Here is a 14,292-nt window from a genome sequence, read left to right as displayed (position 1 = left end):
ATAGCTAGTATCGCCAGCAGCGTGCATTTCACAATTCATGGGATAGGCGCTATGCTGATTAATAGAATTACAAAAAACCATTTAAAAACATTAGGCTTACCTTATGATTAGGCATTTGCTCCTCCCTCTTTTTCTCGCATCTTCTCCCGTACTCGCAGACAGTGGATCTCGCTTAATTGCATCTGGTGGTATTACAGGTTTCGAAGGCACTGCGGGTGGCGGCATTACGCCTTGGGCATTTATTGGCGGATACGCGAGTAAAGAAGAGGTCAGTTATTCGGCAAATATTCAGTACTTAAGCCTAAGCGATTATTCCCTTACAACAGCAGGGGCAAGTGTTAGTTTGTTTGACCGTATAGAGCTTAGCGTGCAGCGACAGCGCCTCGATATTGCTTCAGGGTTAACAAGCAACGTTTTCGCGTTACTCACAGAAGGTGCTATTACAAACGCCAACAGCACCACCATTGAGCAAGATATAATCGGTGCAAAAGTTAAGGTTCTTGGCGATGGCGTCTTTACTCAAAACTCATGGATACCCCAAGTATCCATCGGCGCACAATACAAGAAAAACAGAGACTACGACAGCTCTCTTTCGCTACCCGACGGTACGACCCCCTTGCCCGGCGTAGGCGTACCAATGCTGCTAGGTGCGAAAGACGACAGTGGTACCGACGTTTACCTTTCAGCCACGAAACTGTGGTTAGGCACTTCATCAGGTTATAATTTACTCACCAATCTTACCGCGCGATATACAAAGGCGAATGTGTTTGGCTTACTTGGATTTGGTTCTGAAAACAACGATAGCGCTAAGCTCGAATGGGAGGGCTCTTTAGCGGTATTAATTAGCCCTACCACAGCAATTGGCACAGAGTTTAGAACGCAAACCAATCGATTAGGAGGCTTAGCTGAAGAAGACACCGTTGTTGATGCCTTTATTGCCTACTTCCCAAATAAATCTATTTCGATTACCGCTGCCTATGTGGATTTGGGCAATTTACCTTTGCAAGAAAGTTCTTCAGGATTTTATCTAACGGTAAACAGCACTTTTTGATAGGGGAACGAAATGATCAGACACTGCTTCCGGTTAATGGTAATTGCTGCGTTAAGCGTATTGATAACCGCATGCGCCAGCGCTCCTGAACAAAGCCTTTATGAAGAAATTGGCGGCCATAAAACGCTCAATACCATATACGGTGTAGCGATTACACGAATTTACACTGACCCCGTAATTGGTCATTACTTCAAAGGTGTTCCCAAAAAACATTTAAGAGATCAACTTGTATTGCAAACATGCGAGCTTATTGGCGGGCCTTGCGAATATGATGGAAAAACAATGTTGGAGTCTCACACGGGTCTCAATATTAAGGAGCGTGAATTTTACATATTGGTGGAGTATGTCCAAGGCGCGATGCGCGATGTGGGGCTAACCTATCAGCAAGAAAACCGTATTCTCAAGCTGCTAGCGCCAATCAAATACGAAACGGTATACTTGTAGGGAAGCGTGTATTTATTAGCCCAGTGAATCGACTAGAACTCTCTAGACACTTAACTACTTTATAATTATGTAGTACTAAGTAAAAATGTTGCCATGACTATCACTTTACTGAGTTTTTCTATAAATATTGTATTATATAAAAACTAAGCTTGTAATTATTGAAAGTATCTAGAAAAGTCTCACCCCATGATTAATTAATTTGTAACCTGAAAGATTCCACAGTCTTTCCAACTACTGACATTTCTTGATTGTTTATGACAATTAACTTCTTATCCTTAAATTTACAAATAAAAATTTTTGGTTCATCGGTCATACATCCTGTAACAATTACGAGTCGATAGTTTTTCTTTCTTTCCTTAAAATACTTATATTCGTTCGGAGTCAATGTTATGTCTGGAGATTGTTGGCCTCTACCTTTTACTTCTACACATAGTTTACCTTTACCCTTACCTATCTCTAGATCATAACCGCAGTTTTCGCTTTCTACGGATTTGATATACTCATAACCGAACTCCTCATAATGCGTTATCGTTAATGCTACAGCTTTCCGCTCAACTTCAATACGCTGTAAATAAGGTGTATTTTTCTACCAGACTTTCTGGGAGAGTTTTTTCTATGGAACCTTTTGAAAAAGAGAAATTTTTAACGACGTTAATATATTTCTTTGGAGTAAAACACCATTGCGATTGGGTCGTGGGCGAAAACTTAGTAGTCCGATCAACTTGTTTTAATAATACGACATCTTCAGCTTTCGCTTTAAATCGATAGTACTTTAGTTGATTTTTTTCGTGCGTTACCATATCTACTGGTAGCCGCTGCGATTTTCGATACACTATTGCTTTTTTGTAGTATCCAATTAAACGGTTTTCATTTATTCCTTTAAATTGTTTACCGCCAAAAAAGAATATTGGAATATCAGTAATAAAATCATCCTCATCATTAGCACCTAACCTATTTATGGACAATTCAACTTTGTGACCGGGTAAATTATCTCTCTTAACTCCAACATTACCGTAAACGTATCCGTCAGTATGAGTCAGAAAGTTACACACCTCCACACCGCGGCCAGTCTCTTCTGGGTTTTTACCACCGCCAATAATATAGTCACTTTGCGTAACTCCCTTATACTCTTTCATCCAACCAACTCTAATGGCTAAAAAATTCATAATTTCTCTCTATTAAAAACTGTCGGCTAATTATTAACACTGACCTTTCTCCTTAACAACTTCAAACGTAGATACGTATGCAACTTGTACTAGGTAAACATAGGCAAGACTTTGACGAAATAAGGAGGCTATGCCTAATCTGTCATGGGTTAGTTTATACGACTAGTAACTGTTCTGAAGATGGGAAAGGGTTACGTTTTTCTAATAGTTGTTCTGGTGCTGTCGAAAGCCTTACATAGAGTAACCTTCTTAGCCTTGCGATTGCATTGAGCGTAAACATATATCAAAAGGTCATCAAATTTCCAATCTACGAGCTTGGTAAGTCATAAAGTCTATACTATGACAACGAGCTTGTAGAAAGACCAGTGACGTTAAAACAAGTAATTGACAAAATTATACACGCTGACGAAGTATTAAAGCCTATCGTGCCCAACTCATTTAGGAATAAAACTTTAAAAATCGCAATCCAGTTCAAAGGAACTGAATTTGGTAGAAAGAAATGGACAATGAATGTCATTTTAGAAAGGTTTGCAGAAGAGATTTTATTGTTGCTTGATGAACAAGGAGTAATTAGTTGTTATGAAACTAACGTCAGCTAAAAAGCTTATTTATTTCCAAAGTTTTTTAGAAGCCCAAAATTTCGGGCTTCTATTATATTTTAAACAACTTAATTACTGTGAACACTTAGTTAGGCGTAATCGCGTTGTGGTAAACGTCTTGCACGTCATCACAGTCGTTAAGCATGTCCATGAATTTTTCAAACATCGGCATGTCTTCTTCGCTTATCTCAGTTTCGGTCTGAGGCATCCAGCTCATTTCTTCTGCAATAAAGCTAATGTCTGGGTAGGCTTCAGTTAGCGCTGTTTTTACTTGATAGAATTCAGTGTGTGGCGCGTAAACTGTAACTTTACCGTCTTCAACTTCAACATCAGTTACGTCTACGTCGGCTTCCATTAGCACTTCTAGGATAGCGTCTTCGTCGTCACCTTCAAACTGGAATACCGCTTGGTGATCGAACATATGCGATACCGCACCCTGTGCACCAAGTTTCGCGTTGGTTTTAGTAAAGCAGTTACGTACTTCAGTGATGGTGCGGTTTGCATTGTCAGACAAGCAGTCAACAATGACCATGCAGTTACCTGGGCCAAAACCTTCATAACGCATAGGCTGGAAATCTTCGCCAGCGCCACCAGCGGCTTTATCAATCGCTTTTTCAATAACGTGGCTTGGTACTTGGTCTTTCTTCGCCTTTTCCATTAGGCGGCGAAGTGAAAGGTTGGTGTCTGGATCGGCACCACCATTTTTCGCACATACGTAAATTTCTTTACCGTATTTAGAATAAACTTTAGTTTTTTGGCCGGCAGTTTTTGCCATGGCGTTTTTACGAACTTCGAATGCTCTTCCCATCTTAAAATTCTCTTTCTCGCAATTTGAAATGCTGCGTTGGGTTTTATCGGGCTACCTGTTGCCTGACCGTTCATCAGGCGCATCGCTCTGCCTTACTTGGTAGCATTGCCGAACTCGACGTTTCAATAAATGGTCGAACGCGACGGTACTAGAAATTGCCAAGCGAAACACTGCCCAAAATAACGGTAGGCTAAGCGACACAAAAAATTTGGGCGAAATTCTACCTTAATTTTCGTGTAATACCAATGTGAACGCCCCTAGAAAGGGTGTAGGTTAGTAGCTTTCACATTTTTAATGAGGTCAAAATGTACTCTGACCCCATATTTATGCTTACGGCAAATGCTCGGTTGCTAGGTAGTCGTGTGACTGCATTTCCTTTAAGCGGCTAAGACAGCGCCTGAACTCAAAATTAAGTAGCCCCTCGGTGTACAAGCTTTCCAGCGCGACTTCTGCAGATATGATCAGCTTTACATTTCGCTCGTAAAATTCGTCCACCATCGCAATAAAACGACGCGCCACATCGTCATTATGCTGGCCCATTTCCCTAACATTGGCTAAAAGCACTGAGTGATAACAACGGCTTAACTCAATGTAGTCGCTCTGGCTTCTGGGCCCGCCACACAAGGCTTTAAAATCAATCATCAATACCCCGTCAGCGTTTCTAAGCGTCGGTATTTTTCGGTTGTTCACCTCAATATCTTCGCCTTTAGAGCCTTCTTCCGGAGCTAATTGAGAAAAGTAGCTATGCAAGTTTTCGGTGGCTTCGCCATCAAGTGGGTAGTGATAAATTTCGGCTTGCTCTAACGTTCTAAGACGATAATCAATACCGCTATCAACGTTTACCACGCGGGTATTCTGATTGAGTAGATCGATAGCAGGTAAGAACCGCGCACGCTGCAATCCGTTTTTATACAAATCGTCAGGGACTATGTTTGACGTCGCCACCAGCACAATACCGTGACCAAACAGCTCTTCCATTAACGTGCCTAAGATCATGGCATCGGTTATATCAGACACGAAAAACTCGTCAAAGCATATTACCCGCGCTTCTTTTGCTAACTTAGCCGCTACCAGCTTTAGCGGGTCTTGTGCGTTTTTAAGCTGCTTTAGTTCATCGTGTACACGGTACATAAAGCGGTGAAAATGCACGCGCATTTTCTTTTCGAAAGGCAAACAGTCGTAGAATGTATCTACTAAATAGGTTTTGCCTCGCCCTACACCACCGTAAAAGTAAATGCCCTGGATACCAGGCTTCGCATGGCCTTTCCCAAACGCTGCTTTTAACTTTACCCGCCACGTCGTTTTCTTTTCAGGTTGGGTAAGTTCATCAAACAAACGTTGAAGTTCTTTTACTGCATTTTCTTGCGCCGCGTCGTAATGAAAGTCAGACGACTGAAGATCTAGCTGATATTTTTCCCATGGCGTCATCGCCGAAACCACTCCGTACAAAAGTCAATAGCGGCGCTTGCTGCACCGACCTGCTTGAATTTCTCAATTATGACCTTAATTTTAATGGAAATCACGGTAGAATCTCACATTGAAATTCGACATACACCGAATAAATGTCACGATGTATGCGCTTTTCGGGTTCGACCTTGCTATATTCAGCGTATGGTCGAAAGCAGCTTTTAGATCGTAGAAGTAAAGGTCGGCTGCAAGATGTAGATTGATTCGGAGAATATAATGGAATTGTTAGTATCTCTTGCTTTGTTAGTAGTTGGGTTAATTATTGGCTTTTTCGCAGGTCGCTTTTTTCAACAAAAGCAGGGCGCAGGCAATACTGCACAGACTGAGAAGCAAGTTAAAGAGATCCTCGCACAGCAGGCGCAACACCACATTCATCAAACTCGTCAAAGCTTAGAGAGCATTGAAAGCCAGTGCGAAACCTTAAAGCAACAAATTGAAGAGTATGAATTGCTGCTTGAGCAAGGCAGCGATGATGACAGCAAAGTTCCTTTTTATGGGGAACAAGCAACTACGTATTTACGTAACAACCTAAAAGGGTCTGACAAATCGAGAGTTCAGCGTGTATCTGACACACAGCCAAGAGACTTCGCTAACTCGGGTTCTGGGCTGTTCGTCGGCGGATCTGATAAGAATACCGCAGAAAAACAGTAACATCGGGAACTTTATCACGACCTCGGACTCTTTTAGTGAAACCATGCTATGTCGCATATAACATGAAGGAGTGTAAGCGAACATGAAAATGTCTTTCCGCCATTGTCTATTGGCGTCTGCCGTTGTTGTAAGTTCATTGGGCTTTACTGCTAGCACACAGGCGGCGTTACCGTTCTTTTCTGATAAGAAAGATGAAGTTCCCTCTTTAGCCCCTATGCTAGAAGAAGCTACCCCAGCGGTAGTGAGCATTGCGGTAGAAGGAACACAAACCTCTACGCAGCGTGTACCCGAGATGTTTCGCTACTTCTTCGGCGCCCCGCAAGAGCAGGTTCAAGAACGTCCTTTCCGAGGTCTTGGTTCTGGTGTCATCATTGATGCCGATAAAGGTTATGTCGTTACCAACAACCACGTTGTTGATAATGCAGATGAAATCACCGTAAAGTTAACTGACGGTCGCGAGTTTAAGGCGAAAAAGCTAGGCTCCGACGAGCAAAGCGATATCGCGTTACTTAAAATAGAACCTGATGATTTAAAAGCGTTACCGCTTGCCGATTCTGACGCGCTGCGCGTAGGTGACTTTGTAGTAGCAATAGGTAATCCGTTTGGTCTTTCTCAAACAGTTACCTCTGGTATTGTGAGCGCTCTGGGCCGCTCTGGCTTGAACATTGGCGGTTATGAAGACTTTATTCAGACCGACGCAGCAATTAACCGAGGTAACTCAGGCGGTGCGTTAGTTAACCTTCACGGTGAACTGGTTGGTATCAACACCGCTATTTTTGGTCCTAACGGCGGCAACGTCGGTATTGGTTTTGCTATTCCTGCCAATATGATGAAAAGCCTAATTGATCAAATTGCAGAATTTGGTGAAGTTCGCCGTGGCCTTCTAGGCATTTTAGGTAGCGATATTGACGCGGGCCTTGCCGAAGCCATGAATGCGGAAGTGAACATTGGTGCGTTCGTGAGCGAAGTGCAGCCAGACTCTGCCGCTGAAAAAGGTGGTCTGCAAGCCGGTGATATTATTACTGCCATTAATGGTCGTAAACTTCATAGCTTCCAAGAACTGCGCGCAAAAATTGCGAGTATGGGCGCGGGCGCTGAAGTTGAGCTCACGGTAATGCGCAAAGGTAAGAAAATGAACGTAGACGTTGTATTAGATGACGCTACAGACACGACAGTGACGGCTGCTCAAATTCACCCAGCCCTAGAAGGTGCAACCCTGTCTAACGGCACTGACGATGCTGGTAATGCTGGCGTAGTGGTTTCTGATATCGAGCGTGGTGCGCCTGCGGCGCGAATAGGCCTTCAATCTGATGATGTGATAATCGGCGTTAACCGCGTACGTACGTCTACGGTTGCAGAGTTCAGAAATGCACTAGACGAAGCCAAAGGCGTTATCGCACTAAATGTAAAACGTGGAAACTCTACGCTTTACTTGGTAATCAGACAGTAGCAATGTAGCTCTTCAATTACATCCTCCGCTCAGACGCGTTAGTGTCCAAGCTGAGGATTAGCATAAAAACGGCGCTTTATTAGCGCCGTTTTTGTTTTCAAATGATAACCTTTGAAAACAGTGTGCTCCTAGCTTCCTAACGGGGCTTCTTTACGGGCTCCTCTGATAAGCCGCATTCTCAAGCTACACCTATGTCCACGTAAATAAGGCTGTATGAACAGCATGAAAGGTTTTGAAGTACATGCTAGTGCAAATTGAGTTGCACAAAATTTGCGTTTCATTACGGTAGTTTATTAAATAAAGTGATATCCTTTGCCGTAAGATGATAATTTAAGAATGTTGCGCTTTAAGATTGTGAAGTAGTGCTAAGTTAACGGCACGTATTAATTAAGTGCGACAGATAACAAAAAGTGTGATTTGTGACTGGCCGCTCAATTTTTAACTTCTTACTAAAATCTGTATTTCTTGGCGTAGCTGTTGCTGCACTACTGTTAGTTTTCCTACCCGATCTACGTCAAGGCAAAGGCCTTGCTCAAGGATTCTTTAACTCTCCATCAGTAAGCGCTAGTCGCGAAAGCTATTTTACTGCCCTGAGCCGCTCTGCGCCTGCAGTAGTCAATATCTACAGCGTCAGTATTGAGAACGGTTCAGGCCTATTCAGAAATCAATCTCGTGGGCGCACCAATTTGGGTTCTGGCGTTATCATGACAGAAAATGGCTATTTGCTTACCTGTCACCACGTAGTTGCAGATGCCGATAGCATTTACGTAGCGGTTCAAGATGGACGTATTTTGGAAGCGCAAATTGTGGGCACCGACCCACTGACCGACCTTGCCGTGTTAAAAGTCACCGCTGATAACCTGCACATTATTCCTCAGGTGTCAGAACCTGACACCCATGTGGGTGATGTGGTGATGGCGATTGGTAATCCTTTCGATCTGGGACAAACCATTACTCAAGGCATAGTAAGCAGAGCCGGACGAAATGGTCTATCTAATTATGTTGATTTCATTCAAACCGACGCAGTTTTGAACCAAGGTAACTCTGGTGGCGCACTGGTAGATAGCAATGGTATTTTGCTGGGTATCACTAACGCCAACTTCCAAGTGCTAGATTCAAATAATCGCGCTCGCAATGTAGACGGCATTAACTTTGCCGTGCCTTACGAATTAGCTAAGCGAGTCATGGATGAAATTATCAGCAATGGACGTGTTGTTCGCGGGCAGCTTGGTTTTGTTGGCGGTGAAAACCGCAACCGACCAGGCATAGACGTTTCAGCAGTAGCTAAAGGCAGCCCTGCCGACATCGCGGGTATCCGCCCTGGCGACATCATAGTAGCCATAGACGGCGTACGTTTAGAAAGCGCATCAAAAACGTTGGATATGATTGCCGAAACCGAGCCCGGTACAGAACTTGAAATTGAGCTCAGCCGCGACGGGCGTTCGATTACTCTTACGGCAACGGTCGCAGAGCTTCGCGCTGGTCAATAAGTATTGTTGGAGCTGGCAGATTAGTTCGGCTTCCCGAGTTTTAAACGTGAAGATTTAATACCAGCCCGCATAGATAATAGACACAAAAAAAGCGCCAGATAGATATGCTATCTGGCGCTTTTTCGTAGAAGTGCGAAACCTTGAGTTATTCTTTCACTCTTTCAATGATGGCACCCAAGCCACCCAGCTTCTCTTCAATGGCTTCATAACCACGGTCTAAGTGATAAATGCGATTCACGTGAGTCTCACCTTCTGCGATGAGCCCAGCTATCACCAAGCTTGCCGACGCGCGCAGGTCAGTAGCCATTACCGGAGCTCCTTTAAGGCTTGAGCTGCCTTTAGACACTGCTGAGTTCGCTTCTAACGCGATTTCTGCGCCCATACGTTGTAACTCTGGCACGTGCATGAAGCGGTTTTCAAAAATGGTTTCTGTAATTACGCCCGTGCCTTCGGCAACACAGTTTAAGGTAACAAACTGCGCCTGCATATCCGTAGGGAATGCTGGGTGTGGTGCGGTTTTTACTCGCACAGCCTGTGGTTTGCGCCCTTCCATGTCTAGCTCTATCCAGTCATCACCAGTGGTGATTTTAGCTCCGGCTTGCTCTAGCTTATCTAGCACTGCATCTAATGTATCTGGCGCCGCATGAGTACAGCGTATTTTCCCACCTGTCACAGCAGCCGCTACCAAGAAAGTACCGGTTTCTATACGGTCAGGCAGTACTGCATAATCACAACCGTTTAAGGTTTCCACGCCCTCAATGGTTATTTTATCGCTTCCTGCACCGCTAATTTTCGCGCCCATCTGAATAAGACAGTTTGCTAAATCAACGATTTCGGGCTCGCGTGCCGCGTTTTCAAGAATGGTTGTTCCGTCAGCCAGCGCCGCTGCCATCAGTAGGTTTTCAGTGGCACCCACGCTTACCATATCCATGAAAATACGCGCACCTTTCAGACGCCCATCGACTTCGGCTCGAATATAGCCTTCGTCTACTTCAATCTTCGCGCCCATCTTTTCAAGGCCAGTTAAATGAAGATTTACCGGGCGCGCACCTATAGCACAGCCACCGGGCAAAGAGACATTCGCTTTACCTTGCTTAGCTAACAGTGGGCCAAGTACCAAGATAGACGCACGCATAGTACGTACTAACTCATAGGACGCTGTAACGCTTTGTAGCGTACTCGCATCGATAACGATATCGTTAGGTGCGGGTAGTGCGACTTCAACCCCTAATTCACGCAAAAGTGCCGTCGTTGTATTGATGTCACGAAGACGAGGAACGTTGGTGTAACGACAAGGAGAGTCGGTCAGCAAGCTTGTCATCAACAATGGCAAGGCCGCGTTTTTAGCGCCAGAGATGCGCACGGTACCGTTGAGCGCAGGGCCCTTTTTAATTACGAGTTTATCCACGTGCTACGCCTATTATTGAGGAATATTAAACTGGCGCTCACGCTCCCAGTCTTTTACTGAAAACGTCTTGATGGTAATTGCATGCATGCTGCCGTCTGCAATTTTATCAGCCAAGGGCGCATATACCGCTTGCTGGCGCTTCACACGGCTCATTCCATTAAAAGCATCGCTTACCGCAATAATATTAAAATGCGAACCTTCGCCCTTTACATGGACTTCGTGAAGGTCTAACGCATCTTTCAAGATTTTTTCAATTTCAGACAATTCCATAACTTACTTCTTAATTCGCTAACGGGTGTTTATTCTACGGGTAAAAAGCTATCTGCGTCGCTTATTTTAGCAAGCTTACGTAGCTTCTCAGGCATTTTATATAGGCTCATGCTAACACCATTTTGCTTTGCATCCCTAACGGCATTAATAAGCCAAGCCAAACCTGCACTGTCTGCGCGCTCAACATCACTTAAATCAACAAGACATCTTTTATTGTTAATCAAGGTACTACGCTCATTTCCGTCCAAACTATCCCAGAAATTCTTCGACAGCGTTTCACGGTCAAGATGACCGTGAACCACTACATTGCCTTTGTCGTTTACCTCGAATAGGCTCACTCAGCCTCTCCTTCGATTTCGATTGGCTCGCCTTGCTTAAGCTCAACTGGCTTACCAATTTTGTCGCGCATTAGTGCGATAACTGCATCGATACCGTCTTGACGAAGGATTGATTCAAATTCGCTACGCTTGCTGTTTAGCATGCTGATGCCTTCAGCAACCATATCGTAGGCTTTCCACTCGTTCGTTTTACTATCTTTACGAACTTTAAAAGCAATTTTGATTTCAGGGCGGTTTGGATCTTGAACCACTGCACGCACTGTTACTGATTTTTTATCATCAAAAGATGATTCAGGCTCAAAGATGACTTCTTGGTTGTCGTAGTAGCCCATTGCCACAGCGTAGGTTGTTACCAAATATTGACGAAATACGCTGATGTACTCGCCCATCTTCTCTTGAGGTACTGACTTAAAGTGTTTTCCTAGTACCATAAAAGCAGCGAATTTGTAGTCGATATGAGGTACTAATTCTTCTTCCATAATAGTGCGTAGCATTTCAGGATCAGCTTTGATCGCTGCTTGGTTCGCTTTGATGCGCTCAAACGTGCGGTTTGCTACGTCTTGAACCAATTCATACGGGTTTTGTTCATTAACTTCTTGTGCATTCGCTATGCCCGCTACAGACATCATGAAGATGCCAAGTGCTACCATAAACTTTTTCAAAATTACTCTCCTAACTTAAAACTCTATTTAGCAGACCTGATGGCAATCCAATAAGTTTCATCACCCCGCTGGAATAATTTAACGACCTGGTAATATACGTCTGGCCGTAATACTGCGATTAGTCTTCGTCGCTTCCGCGATTAAATAAGAACTGACCAATGAGATCTTCAAGAACCAAAGCTGACTTAGTATCCTGAAGGTAATCGCCATTCTGTAAATTAGCGACACCGTCGAAAGAGAAGCCAGGTTGGAAGCCAACATACTGTTCGCCTAGCAAACCCGAGGTCAAAATAGACACAGAGCTGGTTTCTGGAAAGCCGTTGTATTCATTTAAAATTGACAGCTCAACCACTGGCGTAAAATCTTCTTGGTCTAGCGTAATCGATGACACACGGCCAACCGTTACCCCACCAACCTTTACTGCCGATCTCGGCTTTAAGCCGCCAATATTGTCGAATTTTGCGTATAACGTGTAGGTATCGCCTTCGGTGGCTACCGTTTGGTTTGCTACTTTCAGTGCCAATAACAACAACGCACCGATTGTAAGCATGACAAACACACCAACCATTACTTCCGTTTTATACTTACTCATTCCAATCCCCTACTCGATACCAAACATAAGGGCGGTTAGCACGAAGTCCAGCCCTAATACTGCTAATGATGAATAGACCACCGTTTCGGTAGTCGCTTTGCTGATCCCTTCCGATGTTGGAATAGAATCGTAACCTTTAAATATGGCAATCCACGTCACAACCAAGGCAAACACGAGGCTTTTTATTACGCCGTTTATGACATCCTGGTTCCAATCTACTGTCGATTGCATAATTGACCAGTAGCTGCCTGCATCAACGCCTAACCAATCAACACCCACTAAGTGGCCGCCTAAAATACCAATGGCACTGAAAATAATGGCAAGCATAGGCATCGCTAACATTCCCGCCCAAAAACGCGGTGCGACAATACGTCGTAGCGGGTCTACCGCCATCATCTCTAAACTACTCAGCTGCTCAGTGGCTTTCATTAAGCCTATTTCAGCTGTTAAGGCTGAGCCAGCTCGCCCAGCAAAAAGCAATGCGGTAACTACCGGACCAAGCTCTCTTAACAATGAAAGTGCGACCATGGGGCCTAAGCTACCTTCTGCGCCATAATCAACCAAAATGGTGTAGCCTTGTAGCGCCATTACCATGCCGATGAATAACCCCGACACCATAATAATGAGTAGCGACTGAACGCCCACTACATACAATTGCTTAATCACCAGCGGTACATTTTTAAGCCGAGGAACAGCGATTAACGCACCGAATAACATAAGAGCTGCTCGACCAACCGCAGTGACCTTCCCTATCGTTTTAGCGCCTATTGATTGGAAGAACTTCATTTATCTGCCCCCAAGAAGCTTGCTTTCAAATCAGGTGCAGGATAATGAAATGGTACCGGACCATCTGCTTTTCCTTTCAAGAACTGTTGGACTAATTCAGAGTCACTTTCTTTGATTTGCTGCGCCGTTCCTTCACCGATAACCCGCTTGTCAGCTAAGATATAAATATAATCGGCAATGGTCAGTACTTCAGTGACATCGTGAGTCACCACAATACTGGTTAGATTAAGTGCGTCGTTTAATTCACGAATAAGCTTAACCAGCACACCCATTGATATAGGATCTTGTCCTGCAAAGGGTTCGTCGTACATGATTAAATCTGGATCTAGTGCAATCGCCCTAGCCAAAGCAGCCCTGCGCGCCATACCACCAGATAATTCACTAGGCATTAACTGAGCTGCACCGCGCAATCCTACTGCCTGTAGCTTTAAAGCGACAATTGTCGCAATAACGTCTTCAGAAAGTTTTGTATGTTCGCGAAGTGGAAACGCCACGTTATCGAACACACTCATATCGGTAAAAAGCGCACCACTTTGAAAAAGCATGCTCATTCTACGACGTGTCTCATATAGCGTTTTTCTCGACATAGAAACAATCGAATCGCCGTCGAATCTAACGTCACCTTCATCTGGCGTTAACTGCCCGCCAATAAGGCGCAGCAGCGTGGTTTTACCTATACCACTTGGCCCCATTACCGCAGTAATTTTGCCTTTGGGTACCTTTAGCGATATCCCATCATAAATGATGCGATCAGCGCGCTTAAAGGTAAGGTTATCTACTTCAACTAAATGATCCATAGTTACTTAAATGTCGACCCCTGACGTTGGATTGAGACCTTATAAAATAACGCGTTCAATCCACTTAGAAAATTTTAAAATTATAAGAGTAAGTGAGTATTCAATTTCTGTGCCTTCACTTGATCCACTCTTAAGGTTTACTGCACAGTTTACTTTATGAGCGCATAAAATCAAAAAAGTTTACTCTCCAGTGTACTTTTTTGAATTTATATCGCCAGACATTGCTTAGAACACCTTGTCTGGGCGGTGTAATTTAAGGGCATTGTACGCTTTTTCAAGCCCCTCGCCAAAGTCAAAAAGTTACAAGTTATGT

At 44.0% G+C, this 14,292-nt stretch carries 17 protein-coding genes; 6 read left to right on the top strand and 11 right to left on the bottom strand.

The annotated features are described in order from the left end of the window. The first annotated feature begins 103 nt into the window (after nucleotides 1-103). Nucleotides 104-1,051: a DUF3034 family protein gene (locus MASE_RS03450; protein ID WP_014948364.1), complete on the top strand. Its 948-nt coding sequence runs from the start codon at nucleotides 104-106 to the stop codon at nucleotides 1,049-1,051. A 12-nt stretch (nucleotides 1,052-1,063) separates the two neighbouring features. Next, entirely contained in the window at nucleotides 1,064-1,495 is a 432-nt protein-coding gene (locus MASE_RS03445; RefSeq protein ID WP_014948363.1) for a group I truncated hemoglobin, read from the top strand. Between the two features lie 190 nt (nucleotides 1,496-1,685). Here the strand turns inward: MASE_RS03445 and MASE_RS20470 are convergent, their stop codons facing one another. Both MASE_RS20470 and MASE_RS03435 read right to left on the bottom strand, forming a co-directional pair. Next, nucleotides 1,686-2,057, bottom strand: coding sequence for a protein NO VEIN domain-containing protein (locus MASE_RS20470; protein ID WP_080589174.1), 372 nt, complete (start codon nucleotides 2,055-2,057; stop codon nucleotides 1,686-1,688). After that, nucleotides 2,053-2,661 (bottom strand): hypothetical protein, encoded by a 609-nt coding sequence (locus tag MASE_RS03435; RefSeq protein WP_014948362.1) that lies wholly within the window; start codon nucleotides 2,659-2,661, stop codon nucleotides 2,053-2,055. The genes MASE_RS20470 and MASE_RS03435 overlap by 5 nt, the downstream gene beginning before the upstream one ends. 365 nt (nucleotides 2,662-3,026) lie before the next feature. On the opposite strand from MASE_RS03435, the gene MASE_RS03430 reads away from it, so the two are divergent. Next, the gene (locus MASE_RS03430) at nucleotides 3,027-3,260 is read left to right on the top strand and encodes a hypothetical protein (protein ID WP_014948361.1); all 234 of its coding nucleotides are present in this window, start codon (nucleotides 3,027-3,029) and stop codon (nucleotides 3,258-3,260) included. An 85-nt stretch (nucleotides 3,261-3,345) separates the two neighbouring features. Here the strand turns inward: MASE_RS03430 and MASE_RS03425 are convergent, their stop codons facing one another. Further along, nucleotides 3,346-4,068 (bottom strand): YebC/PmpR family DNA-binding transcriptional regulator, encoded by a 723-nt coding sequence (locus tag MASE_RS03425; protein ID WP_014948360.1) that lies wholly within the window; start codon nucleotides 4,066-4,068, stop codon nucleotides 3,346-3,348. Nucleotides 4,069-4,398: 330 nt separating this feature from the next. Continuing rightward, complete coding sequence (gene zapE / locus MASE_RS03420) at nucleotides 4,399-5,496, bottom strand: cell division protein ZapE (protein WP_014948359.1); 1,098 nt, start codon at nucleotides 5,494-5,496, stop codon at nucleotides 4,399-4,401. Nucleotides 5,497-5,751: 255 nt separating this feature from the next. On the opposite strand from zapE, the gene MASE_RS03415 reads away from it, so the two are divergent. The 3 genes from MASE_RS03415 to MASE_RS03405 all read left to right on the top strand — a co-directional run bounded on the left by MASE_RS03415 (nucleotide 5,752) and on the right by MASE_RS03405 (nucleotide 9,126). Continuing rightward, a complete protein-coding gene (locus MASE_RS03415) occupies nucleotides 5,752-6,186 on the top strand; it encodes a ZapG family protein (protein ID WP_014948358.1) in 435 nt (144 codons plus the stop codon). An 88-nt stretch (nucleotides 6,187-6,274) separates the two neighbouring features. Further along, nucleotides 6,275-7,636 carry a DegQ family serine endoprotease gene (locus MASE_RS03410; protein WP_014948357.1) on the top strand — a complete coding sequence of 454 codons (1,362 nt, stop codon included), beginning with the start codon at nucleotides 6,275-6,277 and terminating at the stop codon, nucleotides 7,634-7,636. Between the two features lie 419 nt (nucleotides 7,637-8,055). Beyond that, nucleotides 8,056-9,126 (top strand): trypsin-like peptidase domain-containing protein, encoded by a 1,071-nt coding sequence (locus MASE_RS03405; RefSeq protein ID WP_014948356.1) that lies wholly within the window; start codon nucleotides 8,056-8,058, stop codon nucleotides 9,124-9,126. Between the two features lie 145 nt (nucleotides 9,127-9,271). Here MASE_RS03405 and murA read toward each other — a convergent pair whose 3' ends face one another. The 7 genes from murA to mlaF all read right to left on the bottom strand — a co-directional run bounded on the left by murA (nucleotide 9,272) and on the right by mlaF (nucleotide 13,979). Next, on the bottom strand, nucleotides 9,272-10,534 hold the full coding sequence (murA, locus tag MASE_RS03400; protein ID WP_014948355.1) for a UDP-N-acetylglucosamine 1-carboxyvinyltransferase: 1,263 nt from the start codon (nucleotides 10,532-10,534) through the stop codon (nucleotides 9,272-9,274). 12 nt (nucleotides 10,535-10,546) lie between these two features. Beyond that, on the bottom strand, nucleotides 10,547-10,804 hold the full coding sequence (locus MASE_RS03395; RefSeq protein ID WP_014948354.1) for a BolA family protein: 258 nt from the start codon (nucleotides 10,802-10,804) through the stop codon (nucleotides 10,547-10,549). A gap of 29 nt (nucleotides 10,805-10,833) precedes the next feature. Continuing rightward, nucleotides 10,834-11,142: an STAS domain-containing protein gene (locus MASE_RS03390; RefSeq protein ID WP_014948353.1), complete on the bottom strand. Its 309-nt coding sequence runs from the start codon at nucleotides 11,140-11,142 to the stop codon at nucleotides 10,834-10,836. After that, nucleotides 11,139-11,804, bottom strand: coding sequence for an MlaC/ttg2D family ABC transporter substrate-binding protein (locus MASE_RS03385; RefSeq protein ID WP_014948352.1), 666 nt, complete (start codon nucleotides 11,802-11,804; stop codon nucleotides 11,139-11,141). The genes MASE_RS03390 and MASE_RS03385 overlap by 4 nt, the downstream gene beginning before the upstream one ends. Nucleotides 11,805-11,922: 118 nt before the next feature. After that, a complete protein-coding gene (mlaD, locus tag MASE_RS03380) occupies nucleotides 11,923-12,396 on the bottom strand; it encodes an outer membrane lipid asymmetry maintenance protein MlaD (protein WP_014948351.1) in 474 nt (157 codons plus the stop codon). Between the two features lie 9 nt (nucleotides 12,397-12,405). After that, nucleotides 12,406-13,182 (bottom strand): lipid asymmetry maintenance ABC transporter permease subunit MlaE, encoded by a 777-nt coding sequence (gene mlaE / locus MASE_RS03375; RefSeq protein ID WP_014948350.1) that lies wholly within the window; start codon nucleotides 13,180-13,182, stop codon nucleotides 12,406-12,408. Next, complete coding sequence (gene mlaF / locus MASE_RS03370; protein ID WP_014948349.1) at nucleotides 13,179-13,979, bottom strand: phospholipid ABC transporter ATP-binding protein MlaF; 801 nt, start codon at nucleotides 13,977-13,979, stop codon at nucleotides 13,179-13,181. Before mlaF ends, mlaE begins: the two co-directional genes overlap by 4 nt. Nucleotides 13,980-14,292 lie beyond the last annotated feature (313 nt).

It is taken from the genome of Alteromonas macleodii ATCC 27126 (assembly GCF_000172635.2).
Taxonomy (GTDB): Bacteria; Pseudomonadota; Gammaproteobacteria; order Enterobacterales; family Alteromonadaceae; genus Alteromonas; species Alteromonas macleodii.
The sequence above is the reverse complement of the archived record's forward strand: the minus strand, read 5'-3'. Positions and strand labels throughout refer to the sequence as shown.

Coding starts and splice junctions, on each gene's coding strand:
- mlaD (WP_014948351.1), bottom strand. CDS start 12,396: ATGAGTAAGTATAAAACGGAAGTAATGGTTGGTGTGTTTGTCATGCTT.
- mlaF (WP_014948349.1), bottom strand. CDS start 13,979: ATGGATCATTTAGTTGAAGTAGATAACCTTACCTTTAAGCGCGCTGAT.
- mlaE (WP_014948350.1), bottom strand. CDS start 13,182: ATGAAGTTCTTCCAATCAATAGGCGCTAAAACGATAGGGAAGGTCACT.
- zapE (WP_014948359.1), bottom strand. CDS start 5,496: ATGACGCCATGGGAAAAATATCAGCTAGATCTTCAGTCGTCTGACTTT.
- MASE_RS03435 (WP_014948362.1), bottom strand. CDS start 2,661: ATGAATTTTTTAGCCATTAGAGTTGGTTGGATGAAAGAGTATAAGGGA.
- MASE_RS03395 (WP_014948354.1), bottom strand. CDS start 10,804: ATGGAATTGTCTGAAATTGAAAAAATCTTGAAAGATGCGTTAGACCTT.
- MASE_RS03450 (WP_014948364.1), top strand. CDS start 104: ATGATTAGGCATTTGCTCCTCCCTCTTTTTCTCGCATCTTCTCCCGTA.
- MASE_RS03410 (WP_014948357.1), top strand. CDS start 6,275: ATGTCTTTCCGCCATTGTCTATTGGCGTCTGCCGTTGTTGTAAGTTCA.
- MASE_RS03425 (WP_014948360.1), bottom strand. CDS start 4,068: ATGGGAAGAGCATTCGAAGTTCGTAAAAACGCCATGGCAAAAACTGCC.
- MASE_RS03415 (WP_014948358.1), top strand. CDS start 5,752: ATGGAATTGTTAGTATCTCTTGCTTTGTTAGTAGTTGGGTTAATTATT.
- MASE_RS03445 (WP_014948363.1), top strand. CDS start 1,064: ATGATCAGACACTGCTTCCGGTTAATGGTAATTGCTGCGTTAAGCGTA.